The 24,537-nt window shown below is 57.7% G+C and carries 13 protein-coding genes; 5 read left to right on the forward strand and 8 right to left on the reverse strand.

Features of this window, described 5'->3' with window-relative positions; all coding sequences use genetic code 11:
* Positions 1-9: 9 nt before the first annotated feature.
* The 3 genes from xopAW to RGM3321_RS27190 all read right to left on the reverse strand — a co-directional run bounded on the left by xopAW (position 10) and on the right by RGM3321_RS27190 (position 2,656).
* Complete coding sequence (xopAW, locus tag RGM3321_RS27180) at positions 10-768, reverse strand: EF-hand domain-containing protein (protein ID WP_244395611.1); 759 nt, start codon at positions 766-768, stop codon at positions 10-12.
* A 116-nt stretch (positions 769-884) separates the two neighbouring features.
* Positions 885-1,910, reverse strand: coding sequence for a HAMP domain-containing sensor histidine kinase (locus RGM3321_RS27185; RefSeq protein ID WP_244395612.1), 1,026 nt, complete (start codon positions 1,908-1,910; stop codon positions 885-887).
* On the reverse strand, positions 1,907-2,656 hold the full coding sequence (locus tag RGM3321_RS27190) for a response regulator (RefSeq protein WP_031594902.1): 750 nt from the start codon (positions 2,654-2,656) through the stop codon (positions 1,907-1,909). Before RGM3321_RS27190 ends, RGM3321_RS27185 begins: the two co-directional genes overlap by 4 nt.
* A 358-nt stretch (positions 2,657-3,014) precedes the next feature.
* Between RGM3321_RS27190 and RGM3321_RS27195 the strand changes: the two genes are divergently transcribed.
* The 3 genes from RGM3321_RS27195 to RGM3321_RS27205 all read left to right on the forward strand — a co-directional run bounded on the left by RGM3321_RS27195 (position 3,015) and on the right by RGM3321_RS27205 (position 9,238).
* Positions 3,015-5,075 carry a hypothetical protein gene (locus RGM3321_RS27195; RefSeq protein WP_244395786.1) on the forward strand — a complete coding sequence of 687 codons (2,061 nt, stop codon included), beginning with the start codon at positions 3,015-3,017 and terminating at the stop codon, positions 5,073-5,075.
* A 318-nt stretch (positions 5,076-5,393) separates the two neighbouring features.
* Entirely contained in the window at positions 5,394-7,592 is a 2,199-nt protein-coding gene (locus RGM3321_RS27200) for an autotransporter outer membrane beta-barrel domain-containing protein (protein ID WP_244395613.1), read from the forward strand.
* A gap of 113 nt (positions 7,593-7,705) precedes the next feature.
* Positions 7,706-9,238, forward strand: a complete 1,533-nt coding sequence (locus RGM3321_RS27205) for a hypothetical protein (RefSeq protein WP_244395614.1) — start codon at positions 7,706-7,708, stop codon at positions 9,236-9,238.
* Between the two features lie 40 nt (positions 9,239-9,278).
* On the opposite strand, the gene RGM3321_RS27210 is transcribed toward RGM3321_RS27205, so the two are convergent.
* From RGM3321_RS27210 to RGM3321_RS27230, 5 genes are all read right to left on the reverse strand, one after another.
* Positions 9,279-10,394 carry a fimbrial protein gene (locus RGM3321_RS27210; RefSeq protein ID WP_244395615.1) on the reverse strand — a complete coding sequence of 372 codons (1,116 nt, stop codon included), beginning with the start codon at positions 10,392-10,394 and terminating at the stop codon, positions 9,279-9,281.
* A 47-nt stretch (positions 10,395-10,441) separates the two neighbouring features.
* A complete protein-coding gene (locus tag RGM3321_RS27215; RefSeq protein ID WP_244395616.1) occupies positions 10,442-12,955 on the reverse strand; it encodes a fimbria/pilus outer membrane usher protein in 2,514 nt (837 codons plus the stop codon).
* A 35-nt stretch (positions 12,956-12,990) separates the two neighbouring features.
* A complete protein-coding gene (locus RGM3321_RS27220) occupies positions 12,991-13,737 on the reverse strand; it encodes a molecular chaperone (RefSeq protein WP_244395617.1) in 747 nt (248 codons plus the stop codon).
* Between the two features lie 107 nt (positions 13,738-13,844).
* Positions 13,845-14,405 carry a fimbrial protein gene (locus RGM3321_RS27225; RefSeq protein ID WP_244395618.1) on the reverse strand — a complete coding sequence of 187 codons (561 nt, stop codon included), beginning with the start codon at positions 14,403-14,405 and terminating at the stop codon, positions 13,845-13,847.
* A gap of 397 nt (positions 14,406-14,802) precedes the next feature.
* A complete protein-coding gene (locus RGM3321_RS27230) occupies positions 14,803-19,902 on the reverse strand; it encodes an RHS repeat-associated core domain-containing protein (protein WP_244395619.1) in 5,100 nt (1,699 codons plus the stop codon).
* Positions 19,903-20,184: 282 nt separating this feature from the next.
* Between RGM3321_RS27230 and RGM3321_RS27235 the strand changes: the two genes are divergently transcribed.
* Complete coding sequence (locus tag RGM3321_RS27235) at positions 20,185-22,056, forward strand: hypothetical protein (protein WP_244395620.1); 1,872 nt, start codon at positions 20,185-20,187, stop codon at positions 22,054-22,056.
* Between the two features lie 17 nt (positions 22,057-22,073).
* Positions 22,074-24,533, forward strand: a complete 2,460-nt coding sequence (locus RGM3321_RS27240; protein ID WP_244395621.1) for a hypothetical protein — start codon at positions 22,074-22,076, stop codon at positions 24,531-24,533.
* Positions 24,534-24,537: the final 4 nt, after the last annotated feature.

Consider the following 24,537-nt stretch of genomic DNA (forward strand, 5'->3'; position numbering starts at 1 on the left):
AGCCTCGCTTTACGCAGCGGTGTTCAGGTACTTGCCGACAGGCTTACTGCTCTGGGTGTCATATTTTTCGCTGAGTGCGGCGATCATCTTGTTCAATGCCTGAGTGGCAATCTGGTTGGTGTTGCCCTGATCAATGGTGTTGTCACTCTGTTTCAACGCGGCAGACAACTCGGAGGCGCTGATACTGTCGTTGCTATTGCTGTCCAGCGTACTGAACAGGTTGGCGCTGTCAGTGCTGCCGGAGGTGCTCGTTTGCGCAGGCGGCATACCGGCAGGGGGCTGTTGCGGTTGCATACCGGCGACCAGCTCTTCAAGGCTGACTGTGCCGTCTTCGTCAGTGTCCAGTGCATCGAACACCTGGTTGCTGTTCGCCGTGCTGCCCGCATTGCTCAGGCCGGTGGTCAGCTCGTCGCTGCTGATCGCGCCATCGCCATCGCTGTCCAGCGAGCCGAGCAGGTCTTCTGCCTGCTCATCGACCGACTGCATGGGTGGCGGTGGTGGCGGCGTCATGGCGGCCAGTTCATCGGCATCCAGGCTGTCGTCATCATTGCTGTCCAGATCGCTGAACGCCTTGCTCAGGCTGACAGTAATGCCATCCTTGCTGTCCGACGATAGGGCCGAACTCAGCTCATCCTTGCCGATGCTGCCGTCGCCATCGGTGTCCAGTTTTGCCAGCAACTCTTCCTGAAACTTCTTGCTGTTGGTGCTGGTGGTTGCGCTGGTCGAGCTGGTGTAACTGGAGAAACTGCTGCTTATCCCGTTGATCATGAGTCTCACTCCCCTGAGATGAATGTGTCCGGTAGCGGGTGTACCGGCTTTTGCAGCCTCGGGGCGTCAGTTGTCCTGGAGATTTAAGCTTTGTACGCGGCGTGATACAGAATGTGTCAGAGGCGCGGCAGGTTTAGTATCGCGGTCAGGCCGCCACCCGGTGTTTGCGCAAGCGTCAGCTCGCCGCCGATTCTTCGCGCAGCCTCACGGGCGATGCTCATACCCATGCCGATACCGCCGGAGTTGCGGTTGCGCGAACCTTCCAGGCGATAGAACGGCTCAAACACCGCTTCGTAAAATTCAGGGGCAATGCCCGGTCCGTGATCAACGACCGATACGCGTACACATTCGGCGTTGTCCTCGATCACGATATTGACGCTACCGGCATAGCGAAGCGCGTTGTCGACCAGGTTCTGCAGGCACGAGCGCAGTGCCATTGGTTGTGTTCTGAGCGGCTTGCACTGGCCTTGGTACTGCACATCGTCGCCGTTGTCCTGCGCATTCTCGGCCTGTGATTCGATCAGCGCCTGCAAGTCGAACTGCTGCAACGCTTCGCTGCGTCGATGTTCATTGAGGTAGGCAAGCGTGGCGTCGAGCATGCTGATCATGTCGTTGAGGTCCTGAGTCATCTGGCCATGCAGCCTTGGCTCTTCGATCTGTTCAACACGCAGCTTGAGCCGCGAAAGGGGCGTGCGCAGGTCATGGGAGACCGCAGCCAGCATGCGCCCGCGCTGCTGCATCTGTTCGCGGATCTTGCGCTGCATCAGGTTGAAGGTCTGTGCGGCCTGGCGTGCTTCCTGCGGGCCGCTTATTTCAAGGGGCGGGCTGTCCAGGTCTTCACTGAGGCGCTCGGCGGCCTCGCTCAGGCGCTGTACCGGGCGGCTCAGTGCCTTGGCTCCATACCATGCAGCAACAATGAGGGTGACGAACTGAAAGAACAGTAATACCAGCGGACCACCCGGTGGCGGTCTATGACGTCGCCCTTGATCATCCTGCGAATGCTGCGCGTCGGGGCGGTCATCGGGTGGAGGGCGCATGCCGTATTGGGTGAACCAGATGAAGGCCAGTAAATGCGCCAGCAGAATAGCCAACAGCGCGCCCCCGAAAAGGCGGGCAAACAGCGTATCGAACCGGCGGATCAACCCAGCTCCCTGGCATCGAACAAATAGCCTTCACCGCGCACAGTCTTGATCAACTGCGGGTTCTTCGGGTCGTCGCCGAGCTTCTGACGTAAACGCGAGACGAGCAAATCGATGCTGCGGTCGAACGCCTCGATCGATCGGCCCCGGGCGGCGTCCAGCAACTGTTCACGGCTCAGCACCCGGTGCGGCCGTTCGAGAAATACGCGCAGCAGACGGAACTCGGCGTTGGACAGCGGCACCACCAGACCGTCGGCGGCTGTCAATTGACGCAGCACGCTGTTCAGCCGCCAGGCGTCAAAGCGAATGGTGGTGCGCTGATCGCTGCGTTCGTCGCGGACCCGGCGCAGAATGGTCTGGATACGCGCGACCAGCTCGCGCGGCTCGAACGGCTTGGCCATGTAATCGTCGGCACCCAGTTCCAGGCCGATGATCCGGTCAGTCGGCTCGCAGCGCGCGGTCAGCATCAGAATCGGGATGTCCGACGTGCTGCGTAACCAGCGGCACAGCGACAGGCCGTCTTCGCCGGGCAGCATCAGGTCGAGCACCACCACGTCGAAGGTTTCCTCGGTCAATGCCTGACGCATCTGCGTGCCGTCGGTCACGCCGCGGGCATTGATGTTGAAACGCGTCAGGTAGTCGCAGAGCAGTTCGCGAATCGCCACATCGTCATCGACAATCAGCGCGCGAACGCTCCAGCGCTGATCGGTCGATGTGGCATCCAGGGGGGTGTCGGGAAGTGCTTGCATAGTGCTTCTGTCGCCTGCGTGTGCCGCCGTTGTGTGGCCGCTGTTGAAGATCAACGCTGCCGCTCATGCTACTTCGCCGTGAGGCTCGGCGGTAGGGTGGCGCGACCGAATGTCGTGGGCATGTCATAAATGTATCGAGATTGATACGAATGGCTTATTGAGCGTGCCCTGCGAAGCGCCCTGGTAGTTCTGACAGTATCCAGTGTGGCGCAACTGCCGTTTAATCGAACGGGCTACTGGCCTGGATGGCCGTTGCTGGCAGACAAATTCTCGTTGAGAAGGCCCTGGGTGCATGATCAATCCGCCCGTACGTTTTCTGCACAAACAAGGGCGGCAATCGGATAGCAAAGGAGTGCTGATGATGGTCGATTCAAAAACAACAGCGGCTTTAGATGGCAATCAAAAAGAGCGTATCGCCCATGGGCTGGCGGGCAGTGGAGCCGATTCAGAGCTCCACGCAGACCTTGCTCTGGCAGAGGTGACGGGCGTTGTGGACCTTGCCGATGGAACGCTGAACAAGGATGTCTTGCTCGGTGAGTTTCTTGAGGTCACCTTGCTTCAGTGGGCAGGACTGGTCACTGATCCGGGCGACTCCGATACTTTTTTTATCGATTGGGCTATCGGTGCAGCGGCGGATAACGACGCGTTTAACGAGGTGTTTAGCGATATCGTTACCGCCCCGGTGGCTCCTGACACCTTTCCCAAGAAAATCCAGATTCCGTTGAGCAGTTTAATGCAAGGCCTGGAAAAGCCTGCAGACGGTACTTACAGTTTGCGCTACCGGATCAGACAACCGAATGATCAACAGACCACCAGCCCGTCGATCAACCTGATCGTCGATACCACGCCGCCGGGCGGGCATCTTGAGCCAGGGCAGATGATGCTGGATACAAATCAGTTGACCCAGGCGTATCTGGATACACATCCGGACGGTCTGATCGGCACGCTGCCTGACTATGACGACTGGGCGCCTGATCACAGGGTAGCTTACTATTATGTCGGCAATCCGTTTCCCGAAAAACCCGAAGATCTGCCGCCTCCGGTCGATGTCGTTTCCCTGGACAGCCCGACGAACAATACGGTGAAATTCCCGGTCTCGGTCATTGGAGCATCCAGGGACGATGCCTACTACATTGCCTACTTTCTGATGGACAAGGCCACCAACCGCACTCCGCTCTCCAACTACAAACGCATAGACGTAGCGCTGGGACTGTTGCCCGACAACCTGCAAGATCCCGTCGTGCCATTGGCAGAAAAGGATACCTTGATCGACCTGCCTGACGCAGGAGTCGGTGTCTATGTATCGATCAAGTCGTTCGATAACTGGAAGCCGACCGACCGTATTGAAGTCACCTGGGGCGCAGAAATGCTGAGATCCGAGGAAGTCGGCAGCTATCCAGAGTTTCCGCTTTTGATCAGGGTCCCTGATGAGGTTCTGCGTGCTCAATACAACTTAGCGACTGGCGGTGACCAGGCCACTAATGTGAGTTATCGAATCCTGCGTGGCATTCTCCCTTCCGCAGTGAAAAGCATCAGCGTCAATGTCAATTTCTCCACTATCGGACCTGATCCCATAACCGATCCTGTGTGGCCGGATCCGGTCAACGATGCATTGCCGCTGGTCGAGGTCCGTGGCAAGACTTCCGATTCAGCGAACGTCCTGACAGCAGCGGATAAAGGCGAAGCTGCCAGGGTCCTTTTCAAGCTGTATACCAAGCTTCAGCCGGGTGAAATGATCGATTTCTACTGGGGCACAAGGCTCACTTCATCGGCCACCTACACCGTACTGCCTTCAGACGCAGCGGATTCCGATCGTGAGGTTGAAATACCCTGGGATGATATCTTTGCGGAAGGTAATCGCGTTGATTTGCCGGTTCATTACCGCATTCACGCGCCCGGTTCAGCAAACGCCCAACACTCGAAGGAGACTCTGGTCAACGTAAGCGCCATTGTCATCACCCCGGACGCACCGCTTTTCGAGGGCACCAGTACAAGTGGCTGGCTGAACTGCGATTCACTCTTCGCCAACGGCGTCGGAAATCCGGCCCTGGGTGAGCCGGGGATACGGGTTCGCGTTCCGGATCTTTCGAAATATCTGTCGGACGGTGAGACTGTCACTTTGCACTGGTACGCCTCTACGGGAACTACAGGCGACGCTCTTATTCCCGGCACCGAAAAAAACGAGGCTCTCGTGCTGGGAACCAACCATCCGGCTACCGGTTTCACCTGGCTGGTCACGCCCTACGCGACACACATTCTGCCTGTCTATAATCCTGCAAGCGGCAGCCCGAACGGGAGCGCGAGGATCAAGTACTCCTTCATCATGAGCGGCGCAACCGAAACCATTACCTCGTTGGAAACCACCGCCCGGGTAGGGATGTACGACGCAGTCGGGGCGTGTCCTATCGTGCTCAAGTAACATAAACCGAAGAAAAAGTAAGGAAGGTCGCCGGTTTAGGGTGCCTGCGGTACGCCGCAGGCACCCTGCCGGGTATAAGCAGGCTCGGGTTGCTCCCAAACGGTTTAGGAGGGCCGGCGCGTACCGGGTCATGTCACCTACGCTTATTGGTATTTTCCCCGACGATCCTCTGCTGTCAGAACCTCCCTACGTTTACCTAGGAAACGTCCTACAGAGCATTCGGTTGAATCCCCGTAGTCTTTCGGCCTCTTTCCCGAGACCGCTTTCGGGCAGTCGTCACGGGGTTCAACCAGGTTTACCTCAAGGTAATGCATCGTCATGAATGCTCCATTCGTGCTGCGTCCGCTTTCATGGACATTGAAAACCGTTATTTTTCTCTCTCCCTTGCTGCCTGGCAGTCATGCCTTTGCGCAAATCCTTGTCAATACGCCGCAGACCATCGATGCAACAGGTCCGCTGGACAGCTATCGGGTTGTCAGCACCGGAAATCTGATGGCCAACGGCGCGACAACCCTGCAAATATCCACGATCACCGGGGCGCAGCTGACGCTCACTGGCAGTCAGGTCAGTGCGGGCAGAAGCTCGTCAGCCGTATCGTTGACCGGGGCAGATGCGTTGATCGTCGGCAGCGTCCTGACAGGTGGCGCGGATGGCTTGGGGATGGGCAATGAAAGTGCACGGCTGGTCGGTTCCACGGCCGCTGTCATCGGTAGCACGATCACGGCGACGAATCGCGGGATAAATGCGGGCTCGCTCAGTAACCTGACCCTGGAAGGGACTTCAGTAACGGCCACCGGCACCAATGGCAGAGGCATGGAGATGTGGGACTCCACGGTAAAGGCGTCCGGCAGCACCATTACCGGGCAGCAATATGGCGTGCGCTTGCGCGCTGACCCAGGCGTGCCTTCAAGCAATTTGTTGACCCTGGAAGCAACCCGGGTCGAAGGTATCACCGGGTCGGCGCTGATCGTCGGCACGCCCACCGGCGCGCCCGCGACTGCCGATATCCGGGTCAACAATGGTTCTACGCTGATCGGCGGCAACGGCAAGATACTGGAGTTGATCAATGGCTCAACGGCGCACATGACCGTGGACAACAGCCACCTGGTGGGTGACGTATCGGTGGGTGCGGGCAGTACCGCCAGCCTGTCACTGCAAAATGACGCGACCCTGACCGGGCGCCTGGAGAACGTATCCAGCCTGTCGCTCAGCAGCCGAGGCCAGTGGGTGATGGTCGAGAACGGTCAGGTGAATGAATTGTCCATGGACGGCGGATCGGTCAGGTTTGGCGACGCGGCCTCGTTTTACACCTTGTCACTCGCAAGTCTGTCAGGGAGCGGCACGTTCATGATGGATGTGGATTTCGGTGGCAAGGCCACTGACTTTCTTGACATCACGGGCAGCGCGACCGGCAGTCATACCGTGCTTATCGGTAGCACGGGGGTTGATCCGCTCAACGATACCAGCTTGCACGTCGTGCATGCGGCTGCTGGCGATGCCAGCTTTTCGCTCGCAGGCGGCGCAGTGGACCTGGGTGCCTGGTCCTATGACCTGATCAAACAGGGCGATAACGACTGGTATCTGGATACCGTCACCCGGACCATCAGCCCGGGCGCACAGACTGTCATGGCGTTGTTCAACACGGCGCCGACTGTCTGGTATGGGGAGTTGAGCACATTGCGTTCGCGCATGGGTGAGTTGCGCATGGACGAGGCCCGTTCCGGCGGCTGGATACGTACCTACGGCAACAAATTCAATGTGGCCGACGCCTCGGGCTTCGGATATCGACAGGTTCAGAACGGTGTTGCTCTCGGCGCAGATGGCAAGCTGCCTGTGGGGGCGGGACAATGGCTGGCGGGTGTCATGATCGGGCAGAGCTCGTCCGACCTCAGCCTGGATCACGGTGCCAGTGGCAAGGTCGACAGCTACTCGCTGGGCGCTTACAGCACCTGGCTGGACAGCGAGAGCGGCTACTACGTCGATGGCGTAATCAAACTCAATCAGTTCAAAAACAAGGCCAGAGTCAATCTCAGCGATGGTTCCCGCACGCGCGGCAGCTACGACAATCTGGGTGTTGGTGCGTCGCTGGAACTGGGGCGGCACATCAAACTGGACAACGGTTATTTTCTCGAACCCTACACCCAGCTGGCGGGCCTGGTCGTTCAGGGCAAGGACTACGCATTGGACAACGGTATGCGCGCTGAGGGTGACCGTAGCCGGTCGCTGCTCGGCAAGGTCGGTACGACCGCGGGGCGCAGTTTCGATATGGGCCAGGGACGTACGCTGCAACCTTACGTGCGGGTGGCCGTGGCTCACGAATTCGTCAACAGGAACGAGGTCAAGGTCAACGATAACGTCTTCAATAACGACCTCTCCGGTTCCCGTGGCGAGTTGGGGGCGGGCTTTTCGGTGTCGCTGTCTGACAACCTGCATTTGCATGCTGATTTCGATTACAGCAATGGCGATGCCATCGAGCAGCCGTGGGGCGCCAGTGCAGGCTTGCGTTACAGCTGGTAGCGACAGCGAAGCGGGGGGGGGGGCTGATGCTTGATCGATGGCGCTGATGCGCCAACGCGTCCTATCACTTGTGCCAGTATCCGCAAAAAAAAACAGGGTGTTAACTGACGGGCATGGCGGTCGGCAAACGGGTCGGCCACCGCTTTCTCCTACTGGAGGCCTGGCTCATGTCTGTCATTTCAAAGTGGATCGAACGGATCAGAATCCTCTTCTGGCCGCCTTCAAGACGCAAGAGAATGCTGCTTGCGCCGCCCGTGATCGCCGAACTCCTGCCTGACGTACCCGGCGGTGAACCCAATCTGCTTCCCAGCAGTGCCTGGCTCTTGCCGTTGCGGGCAGATTTTCCCATGTGGCAAAACTCCGAGCCAACCCCGGGCGACCCTGAGTATCTGCGCGTGTACTGGAATGACCGGCTGCTGGAGGAGAAGGTCTGGACCGAACCTGTACAGCCTGCCGATCTGTTCAGCATGGTCGCGCAGCAATACCTTGGCGAAGGCCATCATCGACTGCGTTACAGCGTCGAGACCGCCAATCAGGTGCAGACCGAATCCGAAACACTGGCCTTTGTCATTGATAAAACGGCACCGGTATTCGAAGACGAAGGGGCGCTGATTTTTCCGGAAGAAATTATCAGGGACGGTCTTACCGCGGCCTGGCTGGACACTCATGGCAACACCGTGCTGGCTGAAGTGCCCGCATATTTTTCGCCGAGCGTCGGGGATCTCATTATCTGGTACTGGAGCAGTACGCCGACGGGATCGGAGCACACCGGAACCCTGACACTTGAAGCGTCCGATATCGGTAGCGCGATCAATATTGCCTTCGACAGGCAACTGGTTCTCGAGAGCGGCGATGGCATTCGTTACGTGTCCTATAGACTGAAGGATCGCTCGGGGAATGGCGGGCCTCGGGCGCTGGCTGTTTCGCTGCTGGTGTGTGCTCAGCCAGTACCGCGTGAGTTGCCACCCCCGCGGGTTCAGAAAGCTTCAGGCTCGGCAAGCGCCAGTACCCTCGATCCGTTGGATGCCTATCAAGGCGCCGTGGTATCGATACCCGAGACTGCCGTGATTGTTCCCGGTGACACCGTCCGCGTCCAATGGGCCGAGCCCGGCAGTGTGGGGTCCTTTCTTACGGAGGTAGCAGACTCGAGGCTGTTCAACATTCCTTCCACACAGATTGCCCAGCATTTCGGCAAGTCGATCCCCGTTTACTATGAGGTGTTCGAAAAAAGTGCCCATTCACCTTATCTTTCGGACCGGCATACTCTGAATATCCTGGGGATTAAAGGCTTTCCAGTCGTGCAGTGTGACAAGGTCTCCGGTGGGCGTCTGAGCCTGCAGGACATTGCCGAGGGAGGCTACGCACGGTTCACGCTCGACAGTTGGTCATTCATGGGCACTGACCAGTTCCTCACCATCGAGGTGCATGGTGTCAGCAGTGCTGATAATGAGTTGTTGACCATTGGCGTTCTGGATGAATACCCGGTGCCGCGGGTGGACGATAAAATCGACGCAGGTGTTATCAGCAAAACGGATTTGCAGGCATTCAAGATCGGCACTCAGCTGGATATCCGGGTGCGTGTGAGTTTCGACCAGACGCTCTCCTGGCAGCCTTTCCCTGCGCTCAGACCCACGTTGTATGCCTGAGGAGGTCATGGACCGCCAGTTGGCAGTCCACGATGCATTGCTACTTGTAGGTCATCGTGAAGCTGAGGGCTCCTTTGGCCTTGCCCGGCCGGATCGCGCTGCTGGCCTGTGTCTGATAGAAGCGGGCGTAGAAGTTCAGCACAACGTTACCGGGTGTGATCGCCATGATTGGCACTTCGGTCTGCAACTCCATGGGCGTGACTCCATCACCTTTGAGAACCTGAATCCCCATGCCCTTGGCGTCCGAATCGCTGGTCAGGGTGAAAACCCCGCTGCCGACAGGGCCCTCGGGAACCGAGCCTTCGACACCATCAAGCTGGATATGCGCCGTTGCCACGAAGCCTGCGCCCGTGTCGGTCTCGCAGTTGCTCAACGCAATACTGAATGGCACCGCAGGTGTGGTGAAGCCGGGACCGGTAAAGTCAGCGCTGTCCCACTCACCCAACTGCACCGGGTCGGCACTGACCGGATCTGCACCGACGCTGCACTGTGCCTGAAGTATTGTGCCGGTTAGCCCGAACTTCATGATCCTGCCAAGCGTTGTCACGCTTCCGGAGAACAGTTCACTGCCATTCAGCACATTGGGTCCGGGAGGAATCGGCCCGGTCTTGACCAGCGTGAGGTAGTTGTTCAGGTGAAGGAAACGCAGGCTCGTGAGCATTTTCTCGTGGTCGTTGAGGCCGATGAACGGAACGGAGGCACTGCCACCTACAGGCGTGAAGCAATTGGGGCATTTCCTGTCATACGGAAACTCCAGTCTTACCCGCACCCCGACGCCCGGAATATTGGTTTGCAGTATCTTGCCGGTGAGGTCTTCCCCGTTTATGGGGTCCACCGTGCCAGAAAAGATCGGAGCCGTTGCCGTTGCGTTGAATTCCAGAAGCGCCGTGCCGTCATTTTTGCACGCCGCTTCCAGGCCTGCCTGGTCTGGTGTGGCGTTAAGCATGTCGATGCTGCCGATAAAGGTGCCCACTGCGGCGTCTTTGGGGACGTAAAGCGTGCCGATGTCGCGCCGGTAATCCTTTATTCCCGAAGAGGAAACCCAGTAGCAATCGTTGCTCGGTGTGTCATCCGGTTCTTCGGAGTAAGCCGCAGCACTATAGCTGGTCCCCAACAGGATCAGACTGGGGAGCAGGGCATTCAATGCAGTGTTCATGGGGTGATTCCTGAAATAACAATGTCGCGGATGGCTCAGATCTGATGTCACTGGGTACACGTCATGTCTTGCATTCGGTAGCCCTTGGCCAGGGGCATGCCAGCGGGGTCTATGTGCAGACGACACTGAGGGTCGCTTTTCTCACCCCAGCGGACATCGAGGGTTTGGGCCTGCATGCCGGTAGACAGCAAAATCTGCCCGCCTTGGCCTGCGATGCCCAGGATGTTGCCCTGCGCATCGCTGACCTGGGCGCCGAATGGCAGCGGCTTGCCACTGTCAGTGGTTGCATTGATGACCAGGCGTGTCACCTTGCGCGCTGCGAAGGTGGTCTTGATCACTGCCCCTCTGGCAGGTACCACTTGAGTACTGGCGTTATCGATTTCCACCTCGGGCCCCAGTCGGTCGGTTTGCAAGGTGATCGGGTTATAGCGGTAGGGGCGCAAGTAGGGCATCAATGCGTAGCCGCGACTATTGGTCCTGACACCGGTAGCGTTCTGTATGCCAACGCCGGGTGTATCGGGTACTTCGATCAGGGCGATGGTGTCGCCCAGATTCGGGCCGAACTCGATGCCGTCCGCATGCAGCAACAAGGCGCCACTGACATTGACTGATGCACTTCGATAATCATTGCCCTGGGTCACACCGGCGCCGAGGCTGGCGAAGGGCGCCTGATAGCCTGCCGCGAGGCCTGCACTTTGCTGTTTGCCGTCATCGTTGCTCAGACTGGCGTGATAATTGACGCGGTTTTCATAGAGGCTGCCGCTCAGGCTGCCCCGTTGACTGTGGCGATTGGCGCTGCTCTGCAGGTCGAATGTGGCATTGCTCGAATGGCCGGTGTCGAGGGGCATCGAGATGCTCAGGCCGAACTGCCGGTCGTTGCCGCGGCTACTGGCTACGCTCAGTGACTGTGAGGCATAGAAGTTGTAGGTGATCCCGGCACGATGGGTGTTGAAGTTGAATTGAAATTGGCGCTGCTCGATATCGCTGCCCCAGTAATCCTGTTGCGACAGCGTCAGACCTACGCTGCTGCGTGCGCCGATTCTCTGATGAACCGAAGCTTCCAGGCGGCTTCGGCGGCTGCCTGCGAACGTAGCGTCGTTGCTGCGCTGACTGACGGCTTCGTCGAAATCCCGATAGCCTTCGGTGGAGTAGCGATAACCTGCGAAGCGCAGATTGGTATGGGTAGTGAACGCCTTGCCATACTTGATGGCGTAACTCATGCCTTGCACGCTGGACCGACCGGTTTGATCGATACTGGCGCGTGACCGGGTCACATCGAACGCCATCGCCCCCAGCAGGCCCATGTCCCGTGACACGCCCAGTGCGGCGGCGTGGTAGAAGTCGCTGGTCATCAGTCCGCCATAAAGGGTCGAGTTCCAGCCTGTTCCAACGGCCAGCGTGCCTTGCCACAGCCAGGGGTGCTCGGTGGCATAGGCACCGTTGAAGCGGCCCAGGGCTGCGCTGTATTTCCAGACGCCTTCGCGCAACAGGTTGCTGATGGTCGAGTAGGGTTGGGTAAAGCGCCGGACCTGTCCATCGGCCTCGGTCAGCACGATCTCCAGTTCGCCGCTGCCCGCCGTGTTCAGGTCATCTATTTCATAGGGGCCGGCACTGACATACGTGGAGTAGATCGGGTATCCGTTCTGCAGCACTTCGAGTTTGGCCCTGCTTTGCGCCACGCCACGAATCACCGGTGCGTAACCCTGCTGGGAATCGGGGAGCATCTCCTGATCGGTTTTGATCAACCCGCCCTTGATCGGCACGCTCCGGAAGACATCGCCGCCGGTGTAGGTTTCACCCAGGGTCAGGTTAGCGTGCGTGCCGGGCAGGTCGCGCTGTGCATAAGCGTAGGCTCTGGTCCACTCGCGATGTCCCTGTGCATCCGGACGCACGCTTTGATTGCTGCGCAATCGCCATGATCCCAGGTTGATACCGGTGTTGAGGTACAGGTCTGCGCTGCTTCTGGTGCCTGTCTCCCTGTGGGTCGTCTGTTGCGCCGAGGTCTGATAATTGATGAAGGCGGCGTTGATGCCGTAATCCCAAAGCGCCGGGTCCACTCGCCCGTTGGCATCGCGGCGCATGGCGATCTGCGGTATCGAGATCGACAGTTGAAGTCTGCCGCCGTCGAGTACGACCCTGGCGTCCGGAATCAAATGCCCCAGCGCGACACACGCGACTTGCAACAAGGCCGGGTCGGCCAGACTGTCGAGACGAACGCCGATCTGCTCCAGCAATTCCGGCGACAGGCAGGGCAGCAGGCCGTTGCCTTGCGGGTCGGCATCGAAACGGATCTGCCGTTGGCCGAAATAGCGCATATTGACGTGGATTTCTACCCAATGATCGCCTGGCCCGAGGCTCTCGACAACGGACAACTGGTTCAGCACGCTGGCCGCAGCCGCACTGTCATAGTCCTGGCCCTGACGCAGGAAGCCGGACTGGAAATTGACGGGGGTTGCCGCCTGGGTCAGTTCCAGCGGAACGGTCACGCTGCCGCACACAATCAGCACCTGCATAAAACGCAGGCGCACTGGTATGAACCCGGAATCGGGTAATAGGGTCATGTTCAATGTCCTGGGGATGACGGGCCAGCGCTGTTTCAGTCAGTCAGCGTGGCTGTAGCTGTCAGCGGCTGGCTGTAGCCGCCGTAATCGTTGATCGCGGAAAACACCACCTGCAGGCCCGGTACCGCTTTCGTTTCGTTGAGCTCGTAATGGCGAGAGCTGAACGGGCCAAGCATGGCGACTTCCCTGACCTTTTCAGTCCTGCCACCTCCGGAGACGTCGAGGCGAATGAACGACACGTGAAAGGGCGTCGGATTCATGGCGGTCAGTTCTGCTTTGCCGGCAATCTGCCTGACCGACCATTGCAGGTCCTTGAGGCGGGCAACGGGGTTGTCAGTCAGCAGAACCGGGCGATAGAACAGTTTGATACGGGTACGCAGGGCAATATTCAGTACATTGCCTTGCGAAGAGTCGGCTTGAGGTATTTCCTGCACGTTGAAGTAGAACAATGACTCACGATCAGAGGGCAGGTCGTGGGGCAGGCCATTGATCTGTACGTGTTGTTCCTTGCCCGGATTAAGGCGGAAAAGTGGCGGCGAAGGTGCGAACGGAACGACGGTGACAGTGTCGTCTGCCTCCGTATTTACCCAGGTCTGTACCGCGAAAGGGCGATCACTTGGATTGGATATGACCGCCGACGTACTGCGCTTGTCGCCGTCGAACACGATGCGCGTTGTGTTGACGGTCAGTGCTGCCTGGCTGGCCGGTATATAAGCTGCGCACATGAATAACAGCATGCACCCCGCTATCGCAGGTAGTTTAAAAGCCTGTTGGCAAATCATCGAAAGTTACCTTGTACGTTCAGGTCCGAAGCGGACCTGAACGTATTGAAGATGCTTCACGTGAAAGGACTATTGATCCTTACACCGTGAGCGAGTGGGTCGATGTATCAGTTGATCGCGACAACAAACTGGACATCCGCCGAAGCAGCACCGGCTTGAACGGTAGACGCTGTCGAACGGTAGTAGGCGTTGAACACCATGTCGGTGACACCACTTTCGGCCAGTGTATAAGGCGCCGACGAGTCGCCTGGTTTGATGGAGGTCCCGGTCTGGTCTTTGATGACGATCGCAACGCCCTTTGCCCCGTCGGCTGTAGGGGTGACGCCGAAGTAGTCGCCGCTGCTGTCCGCGTCGCCCATGAAGGTGACTATGGCCGCATTCGGGCCGCCAGCTGCGAAGCCGCAGCTGCCGTCGTCATTGACGCGCAGGGCAAAGCTCTTGCCAGAGAGTTCCTGACCGATGCCAGTGAAGCGGCTGGCCTCGATAGAGCCCATGTTCACCAGGTTGCCGATAGAGCCATCGCCCGGATTGACCACTTCGATAGGACAGGTGGTGGCGGTGATCTTGCCTTCGAAACGGATGGTGCCGGGGCCGGGGTTGGCGGATGCGACAGTGCCGGTCAGTGTAGTCGCCAGAGCAAGGCCCAATACGGATAGCATTTTGTTCACGATTAAAACCTTATAAGTATTAAAGTTACAGGATTAAAAATGTAACTATTTATGGTGTCTTGGTAGACGGTTTGTGTTGTGTGTCATGACGGGGCGGGAGTTTACAGGAGGTATGCTAGTTGCGGAGTCTCTGAAGGGCTTTGGTTAACGGCGGGAGGTGTAGGATATGTCCTAAACTAGTGTCGTATATTTTAATTTGCGGATGTGTGCTTCGTTATATTTCAGGTTTATGTCGTTCGCAGGTCATAACCTGCATGAATTTAAAGCGCCTTGATGCTTGGCACGATGTGTTCGGAGGCTTGGATAATGGATGATTCGTATCGGCAATCAGCTTGGGAGGTCAGGCTCCGACGCCACCGACAAGCGCTTATAGCTGTCGATGGCGAGAAATCGAACTTCAACGTCTTATTAGGAAAACGGATTGTTGCCAGGCGCCGTCTGTCCCGATGCGGGGAAGAAACTGCCTCAATACAAGTGGCGCTGGCGGCGCTGGCGGCGCTATTGCCCTTGGAATATCTGGCACTCCACTAGAGGGAACACTGGCAAATGGAGTCTGGGCAGTTCGTGTGGCGGTAAAGTCGCCGGCGAGCGATGCGTTATTCCTGCTGGAGAGCATGCTCGCCAGCCCGTCGACTGCGCCTTGTTGTGTGCTGGTCAAGGCTTTTGGCAACCCTTTGCCGCCGGTTATGGGCGAAATCGACGTTGCGTTTACTGAGCCGAATGCCTTTCCCATCGCGGCCTGGTAATTTCCATTGGTCAGAGCCTTGGTCGAAGCCTTGATCGCGCTTTTAACCGCACTTTTCAAAAAACCCCCAGCGATGTCCAAAGGTATCGCGGCATAGCTCAAGTATTCCCCTACTCGAAGCGCTGTGTTATCTCCTTTCGCTGCACCATAAGCAGTGGCAGCCGTTGATGCAGCTCCCAGAACGGTCCCTGCCGCCAGCACCCCGGTTGCGACGTAGGCCGCCGCCTGTGAGGTCATCGCGATACCCATGACCGTTACAGGAACCGAGGCGGGCGCGGCCAATCCAAACGATGCATATGTCGCGTAGGCACCCGCTGCCGTGAACGCTACGCCAACCGCAAGCATGACCCAGGTCATCATTCCAATGCCCCCCGGCATCTCTGCAGGGATCGCATCCTCATCGGGTCGTCTCAGCCTGCCACTCTGGGAGCTGGCGTCATGCCCGGTGGGGTCGCGCCAGGCAATGGGATTGCCCAGGCAATAGGTATAGGGGTTGACCCCGCCTGCACCAAAGGGGCTCAAGGAATCAGGGCTGTGAAAACGCATCATGCCCGGGTTGTAGGCTCTGTAGCCGTTGCCCAGCAGGTACCAGCCCGTGTCTTGTTCGCACACCTCGCCGTTGAACCCTGCAACGCTGAGCAGCGCGTCATCGCTGTGGCGTTCGCCGTAGGCGCTGTAGACAGCTGTTCGCAACGTGTCCTGCTGGAACTCACCGAGAACGCTCTGGTTCGCATCCGTCAGCAACAACAGGGTTTTGGCAGGTTCTCCGATGATCTGCTGGCCTACGGGTTGCTCGTCAATGTGCAGAAATTGAGTCCGTCGGTCGTCCTGCACCGTGCTGCTCAATTGCTGGCCCTGATAAAAACGCAGTATTTCGCTGCCACTGCCATTGCGGCTGGTGGCCAGATGATCATGGCCGTCGTACGTGTAGGTGTTGATGGGCTCACCCGCCGGTTTTGCCACCCGTAGAAGGCGGCTCTGGCTGTCGTAGTGCAACTGGTTGCCATGCTCGTCAGCGCACTGATTGCCGTTGGCGTCATAGCTGAACGTCGGGTCTGGCGTGTCCCGTGGAGGCCTGTAGGTGATGCCCAGTAACTGGCATCGGTCCTCGGAGTCGGGGTCACCCTCTTTGCCATAGCGGAAAGTAGCTGTTTCAGTGTTGCCGTCGGCAAATTTGGTATAGCTCAGGGTCATGTTGTCCAGCTCGTCGAAGGTGAACGTCTGGCTGAGCATCGCCTTGTCGGAAGCGTGCACTGGCAACTTGCTGCCTGAATAGGTGATGCCGGTCAGCCGGGCTCGGGTGTCATACCTGAACTCTTCCAGCAATAGCGTGTTGTCCGCTTCCCGCAAGTGGCGGCTTCGCATGAGCCCGTCGGGTTGCCATTGCTGTTCCAGCGTACGTACAAGGTGATTGCCGGCAATCTGCGCCCTGAGTACTTCCTGCCCTTGGTCGTCATATTCCATACGGTTTACCAGGCGGGTCCCGGCGACGATGTCATGGGTTGTCATCTCGCAGGGCTGATCCAGTGTGTCATACCGGGTGGTCACCTCCACGTTGCCCTGAACGGCACGTTCGAGTCGGCCTAACGTGTCATACCGGTAACTCGTTTCCACGCCTTTGACACTGTTTTTGACGCCGCCTCTGACCCGGCCCTTGACTATGTCTTTAACCGGGTTTTTGACCTCTTTTTGTTCGACATCGATGCGATACATCGCACGGCCCTGCAAGGATGTCCGATGCAGGGTTTGCCAGGTCCGGCCTTGCAGATCTTCCCAGGTCTCTTGGGTCAGCTGGTTATGCGCGTCATAAGCGTAAGCGCGCTTGCCCTGCTGATTGGTGGCAGAGACCAGGCGGGCACTGACGTTGTCATAGTCGAAACGGGCAGCGTCATCCGGTGCAGTACTGGAGACGATCTGGTCGGTGAGCTCCCGCTTGTAGGTGTAGCTGATGGCATCACCCATGGCCGTCGTGCGGGTTTTGACCTGCATTTGACCATCCTCGTACTGGTAGTGCTCGACACGTTTCCCTGCCTGTGTCCGTGTCAGACGCCCCAGCCCGTCGAACTTCTGTTTGCCTGTCAGGGTTTTGGTAATACCGTCCCGATGAATCACGTTCAGGCTGATCGGCAGCTCGGTGGTGCTGAACGGTTCATATTCACGATGCGCCTCGCTGCTATCCGGCAAGCGTGTTCTGACCATGCGCGACCAGGCGTCATAGCTGAACAGGGTTGTGTCGTCTGACTCGTCGGTCTGCTGCGTACAGCGCCCCATTCCGTCGTAGAGAAAGGTTTGTGAGCCCAGATCTTTTCCTGCTGCGTTCTGGCTCTTGATCTTGTCCGGTTTGCCGAACATGTTCAACCAGGTCTCGCTACGACCACTGATCAGGGGTTCTGCGTCACCGCTTTGCACCCACGTCCTCTGAACAGTACCGTTATGTTCTGCACTGCCGATGGGGTCGTAGTACTGGTGCGTCTGCACGCCTTGATCAGTGGTAACGACGGACTGGACGTTCCAGTCGTCGTAGGCGTAGGTGCTGCTCGTGGCGCACAGTTGCCGGTTGTCGAACCAGTCGTAAGCCGTTTCGTATTGCACATTGTTCCAGGCGTTGTATTGCGCTGTATGGATCATGCGCATCGCTTTCAGATCATTGCTGTCGATGTGGTCTCGTTCCTCAAGTATTGCCCGGCCCAGGCCATCCATGACAGAGCGGGTCTTGACCTTGCGGGCGTCGGTCAGCACTTGTTCTGCATGCTGTCCCGGAGCGGAACACAGGGTGTACTCGTACTCGCGACTGGCTTCATAGCCAGCACTTGAATTCGGTGCGATCACTTCCTTGGTAAGCCGGTTGAGCGCGTCATAGACATAGCGGATCTCCACGCCTTCTTCCAGGGTCATCAGCACCTGGCCGGTCAACAACGACTGCTGTTGCTGATTGCTTATGCGGGCATTGTCGAAGCCGATAGTGGTGATCTCTATCAGCTGTACCGGGACCTCCAAGTGTTTGCTGTTGCCCTTGCCCTTGCCCCTGTCCTTGCGGCTGTTGCTGTGACTGATGCTGGCGTGGCTGTACTCGTAGATGGTAACGGTGTCGTTTCCATTCAGGGACTCGATATTTCTCCCGGTTCGACCATGCTGGAAAGGCGCATCCGGCTGGTTGATGTGCTCCAGCAGGATCTTTTGCAACTCCACAGAGGTTCCATCGCTTTCAAGCTGCAGCAGTGTTTCGGTTTCTGGCACGATCCAGTCAGGTAGCTCGCTACCGGTCAGCGCAGGCAACGTGCTATAGCGATAACGTGTGGACAGGGTAGGGGCCCCGGGCTGCGACGAAGGGGCGGGTTTGACCACTTTTTCTTTCAGCCGGGAGACAAACCCTTCCGCATCGGCCGGGCAACCGTCGCCACCGGTGGCCGGGTACCAGCTGCTGACTTCTTGGATCCCGTCGGCGCGTGTATGCACCAGCGGATTGCCGTAACGGTCATAGGTATCGATGACGGTTTCTGTGCGCGTCCGCTCAGGCTCGTCCAGCCGTTGCCAACGAGTGGTGACTTCGCTGGGTAGCTGACAATCGTCGGGCTGCCTGGAGTAATGCAAGCCCGCGAGGATGTTGTAGGCGGTGGTGACCGTTTGCTGGTTTTTGTTCTGGGTGGTGACTTCACGGGTCTGCAAGTGAAAGCGGTTGAAGGTGCGCTCTATGCTGCGCACGGCCTTGTTGTCGACCCACAGGCTTTCGGTACAGACATAGTTGTAGTCCTGCAGATATTTATAGAGGTTGTCCAGGCCGTCGTCCTCCCAGGCGATGGGCAACCCGGCACCGAGAAAATTTCGTGAGCGTTGCTGGCCGTCCTTGTAGGTATATCGCACATCGACCTTTGCCTGACTGAGGCCGGGATCGGTGATGTGTCTTGTCACTCTGGGTATGGGCTGGCGAGCGGCGCTGGATGGAAACGCATGGCCTTCATCCTGGTAGTAAATGTCTTCGCTGCTTCCAGAGGGCGTCTCTACATGCTTGATACATGATTGATTGCCGTTCTCCAGGCCATATTCGAAGCGCCACGACGCATTGTTCTTGGTGGGCAGGGTGATGCGCGTTACGTGTTTTGCGCTGCCGGTGAGGGTCATCAAAAAGCGCGCCAGTGGAGTACCGCCAGTGCCAGCGTACGGACGCAGTTTCAGCTCGACGGATGTGCTGCTGCGTGCAATTGCCAACAGCGTCTGACCCAGGTCGTCAGTGATCGAAGCAAGCCTGTAGGTGCTGCTGTTGAACACCGTGTGCTCGAGCGCGATGCTGTGTCCCGACGGGGCGATGATCTTTACCGCCCAGGCCATTTTTTTATTACCGCTGCTGTGCAGCTTGAGGATTTCCACCAGACCTGATTTGTGCACCACCCGGTAAGACGTATCGTCCCGTTTGTAGAAGTGGAAGGTGTCAATTTTTTTTTCGGTCATCGTCAGTAGACCGTTGCTGCCGGTGCCGTCGACCCGGAAGGTCTCGCCTGTGCTCAGGGACAGGATCTGGGTGGCAGGGTCGTACTGCGACAACTGCAGGTTCCAGCCCAGGCCGTAGCCGCTGTCCAGCGAATTGAGCTGATTGTAGGACAGGTCGAGTCGGAACCCTGGCCCGCGCAGGTCATTGCTCTGCAGATCGGGCATGCTGATCGACATGTTGTAAAGCCCGGTGCGTGGGTCGACGCCGCTTTTCAGACAACTCATGAAATTGAGCGCGTTGGAGTGCACGGAAGTGGAAGCAGCCATGGAGCGGACCTCGCTGATTGATGCGTGCCAAGCGCAGCGGTGTCTGACGATTGTGCAGTCCTTGCGCTCTGGTCATTGACGACCCCCAAGCCTGAACTCCCCGAGGCGTCCGTGTGGCTGGAAGTCTTGCCTAACCCTAACAGTCCTTACCCGGGCAACAACCTAGCAGTAGTGCTAGTGGGCAACCGATGGGCATCGGCGTAAAAAAAGTCCTATCCGCACTTGCAGGGCCAACCCTTGCGACCTACCCATTTCAGCGGAAACGAGAAAGGAGTCTCACTCATGGCGCTGAATTTCCCCGCCCCCAAGGTGCCTGACCTGCAGCAGCCAGGGAACTACCTCGATCTCGATCAGTTGGGCAGTGCCGACCTGACCACCTGGATCAACTACCCAGGGATCAAGAACGGCGATCGGTTCATGCCCAACTGGCGAGGTTGCGGCGCCCTGGGCGAAGTGGACGACTACGTCAACGATTTGCTCGAGGTCGCGGGGCTGCAGCCTGAAGGTATGCTGCTGATGATCACTAACCCGTTGCTGATGAGGCTTGACAATGGCTGGGTGTTTTACTCGTACATAGTCGAAGGCAGCATCGAGGAATCCCTGCGCCTGTTCTTCTATGTCGGCAAACGTCCGCCAGCCGCCGCCGGGCTGGGGGTGCCACAATGCAAGGAGTCTCACGATCTGAAGCTTGACCCCGGCCTGCTGTGGGATCTTTATGAGCTGTCGATCGTGACGCCGTCGTATCTGGCCATGCGCGAGGGTGACAAAGTGACCCTTACACTGGATCTTTATTACAGTGACGGCAGTTTCGCGCTCCCTATTATCCTGTCCCGGGTATTGGCCGTGGAAGAGGTGGGCCAGCCTTTGCAGTGGTCGATACCGACTAACGAACTGGTGCCAATTGAAACGGGTGGCTTCGCGCTGATGAGCTACCTCATCGAGTACGGCGATCCCGCATTGACAACGGTTTCGGTCACCCAGTTGCTCGCCATGGTCATACCCTCCTTGGCGTTATTGCCGGCCTTGAGGATCAAGGATTTCAGCGGTGGCTCACTGGACCCGGAAGCCTTCCCTGGCGGCATCACCCTGCTGATCGATCCTTTCGGCATGCAGATCGATGACGATGTCGTGGTTTACATCTCCAGCGGCAATCAGCTAGTGCAGACCCTGAGGGCCGACATATCCAATATCGACAGTGGCGTACTGCAGTTCTCGCTGTCGAAGGCCTGGCTTTCTGCCAATAACGGCAAGGACATCGAGCTGATGTATCAGTACGCGCGACCGGGCCATGCCGCCAGCTCGTTGCCGCTCAAGGTCACGCTGAGCCGTCCGCTCGATCTTCCTGCGCCCGTTATCGACGACGCCCACATCGAGAGCTCTGAAGAATGGGGAGTAGTGGGCTATATCTATGCCTCGTTGCTGCTGAGCGGGGTGAAAATTCGCATACCGAAAGATGTGTTCATCGGCGACGACTACACGATACAGATGCACTGGGAGGGCAATACAGGCACGGGCAGCTTTATCGCTGATCCTTCGCTAGACAATCCGCGCCTGTTCATCATCCCGTCCACAGCGGTTCCGGCCAATATGGACAAGTGGGTGAGCGTCTATTACAGCGTCGTTTCACCGTTGCAATCAGGCACTTCGCCAGTCTTCAAGCTGGAAGTCAGAGGCCTGGGCCCCGTTTGGCCATATATCCAGATCATGCGACCACGCGTTACCGATACCCTGCTTTACCTCGGCTGTGTGCCACCAGAAGGTGCGCTTCTTGAGCTGGCATCCTGGGCCTACATGGCACCCGGACAACGGGTACGAATCAAGGTCACTGGCTTGTCCCAGTCGGGTTCGCCACAAACGCTCGGGCTACGTACCGGCGCCGCCGAACCGCTTACTGAGGCGGAATACGATGCCAGGCAGGTGCCGGTGATCATCCCGAGGGATTTCCTGGACAGTCTGCAAAGAAACAGTCTGACCAACATCGTCACGGTCGAAGTCAGCTTTGATGACGGGGCGAATTACATACAGTTTCCGTCTATCGATTTCATCGTACTGGACGGTCACTCTCTACAGGCCGACGGGCTGGCGCAGGACGCAACGGCCACCGGCATGACCCACACATACACGGACGTAACCTTATGGCCGATAACACGCTGAACCACCTGACCGAGTGGATGAAAAACCCCGACAACAATGTGATGTGGGGCTGGGATTCCATCGCTGCCATGGCCCGAGGCAAGGTGAATAACCTGTTGCTTCAGGAGTACATCGCGCGTTTTTCCTCGAACGCCTATCTGAAGCCTGTGAGCGGAGAGGTGATACTGAGCGAGGGGTTTAAAGAAAACATTCACAACTTCATTCTGGATGCGCCCAGACTGGCGTTCTCGAACGATAAACTCGGTCAGTCGCATGCGACATTGACCTGTTCGATCCTGGGCGGAACTCAATTGACGATGAAGAATAACGTCGACAATTGGGAAGCCTACAGGGTTATCCATATCGATGCGCTGCAGGGGCCGAAGCTGACACTGGATCTTGCGCTGGAAAGGGTGCCGGGCATTGTCCAGAGTGATGGCCGGGTACGGCTCGACCTCAAGGACAGTGACAATTTCATTCTGACCTTCGCGGCTGACAGGGCTGACCGGGTACTCGGCGGAGCTTTTTTCAAAGTCCTGTTCAACGCGTTGCCGGACGAGGAGCGCATATGGACGCTTGGCGTGATCAAGCGTGGCTCCCCCAATAATCTGATGCACCCACAGTCTTTCAAACTGCGCACCCAGACCAATCCTGCTGCACCTCTCGACCCGCATGCCGCCAACTACGGCGACGGGGCCGTGCTGGTGTTCATTCGCCTGGAGGGTAGTCAGGAAGGCGGCAACATCCCGGTAGAGTACCAATACCTGATACCGGATGATGTCGGGAAAGATTACTCGGCCACCGTGTTGTTCAGTGCGGAGCGTACGTTCAAGGCGGCAGTGCTCATAGGCGAAGTCATGACGGCGATTTCTTCGATTTTCGACGGCCTGACTTTCCGAAGGGTTCATGACGCTTCCGGCCGATTGATCAAGGCAACCGCCAGCTCGGGAATATTCATCACTTCGCAACCAGGCTTTGCGACCTATCCGGTCAGAGTCGATGGTGTGACGGTGACAGCCGAACTCTGGAGTGCTGGAACTCAACTTGATGCAGCGGGCAAGAAACCCTTGTCAGTAGAGATAGATGACGAGGGACGCGCAGTACTTACCTGGACCGCGGAGGCACAAGAACTGGTCATTCTGACCGTGCCAGGCTATGACACCCCTGCACTCACGGCGAGCAAGGTGGTCACTGTCGTTGTGACGTGTGCTTACACATTTGCCGAATATGCCAACGACCTTGTCCTCAGGCCCAGCCTGGCGATAAGCACGACCAGCAGTGAAGTGATTTCTAAGTCCAATCCGGGAGCCAGCCTGTCAGTCGCCGCACTTATTTTCACGGTGGGGGCCAACTTTGCGACACTGAATGCGCAAAGATTCGAGGCCAGCATCAGGGACACTTTGAAGCGTGATCTTGAAGCCAATGTGCCGATCAGCGCGTTCATTCGGGAAAGTATCGATCTCAATTTCAACGAAGCCATTGTGCCTGACGTACTTCGTGCGCCCAGAGACATCGCCGCCTTCGGCCGCATCAAAAGTTCCGGGGCAGACTTTGTCGTCAGCCCGGCGGAGCACCTGATGGTGGTCGACAGTTCCACCACCTTCTCCATTCAACCGCCGGGTGCGAATGTGATGTGGAGTGTCGAACGTCTGCAAGGTGATGCGCAGAACTTCGGTGCCATCAACGGCACCGGCCGGTATTACGCGCCGGAAGCCTCTTTGACCGAGCTTGCGTTCACGCGTGTTCGGGTGACGGCCACTGACATGAACTCGAACTATCGAAGTTCGGCACTGGTCACGATCTTGACCAACCCGATTACCGTCAATCCGTTGATTCAGGTGTGTGACGCCAGGCAGATTGTGGAACTCGAGGCAGGTTCGCTCGGCACAGAAGAAATTCACTGGTCGCTCAAGGATCCGGTTCCCGGCGAAAGCGGTGTTCTGGAGGGCAGTGCACTGGCTGGTGGTGATCACCGTTACGTCGCGGTGCACAAGGTGCCCGGCAAAAACTATGTCCTGGATCAGATAGTCGTGACCAGCGGGCAGGCGAGTGTTTCGTCGTGGGTATTGGTAAAGCATCAAACCCCATTGATAACGGTGAAAGTTCTAGAAACCGTGGAGGTTTCTGAAGTTCTGCAAATGGTGAGAACTGTGAAAGTCGTGCGCATTGTAAAAGGCATGAAAGTTGTAAAAGTTTTGAAAATCGGGACGCGCGTGGACGTTGTGACCATTCGTGCCGATCAGGTTCAACTGCAAGCGTTTGCCAATGGCATTACGCTGGCCGGCGTCAAATGGAGAATAGGCGCCGGGAGCGGGAGCATCAGTGAGGGCCTGTACACCCCTGACATCTCGTCGACTGACCGGTTTGTGCTGATTTTTGCCGAGGCCCCTCATCCAGTCTTTGATGTCATAGCGGGGCATATCATATTGCCGCTACCGATGGACCGGTTTGCCACGGAGCTGCAATTGATGAAGGGCCAAGAAGTACAGGCGTCATAACCGA

The sequence above is a fragment of the Pseudomonas sp. RGM 3321 genome, from assembly GCF_022836805.1.
In the GTDB taxonomy this organism is placed as follows: domain Bacteria; phylum Pseudomonadota; class Gammaproteobacteria; order Pseudomonadales; family Pseudomonadaceae; genus Aquipseudomonas.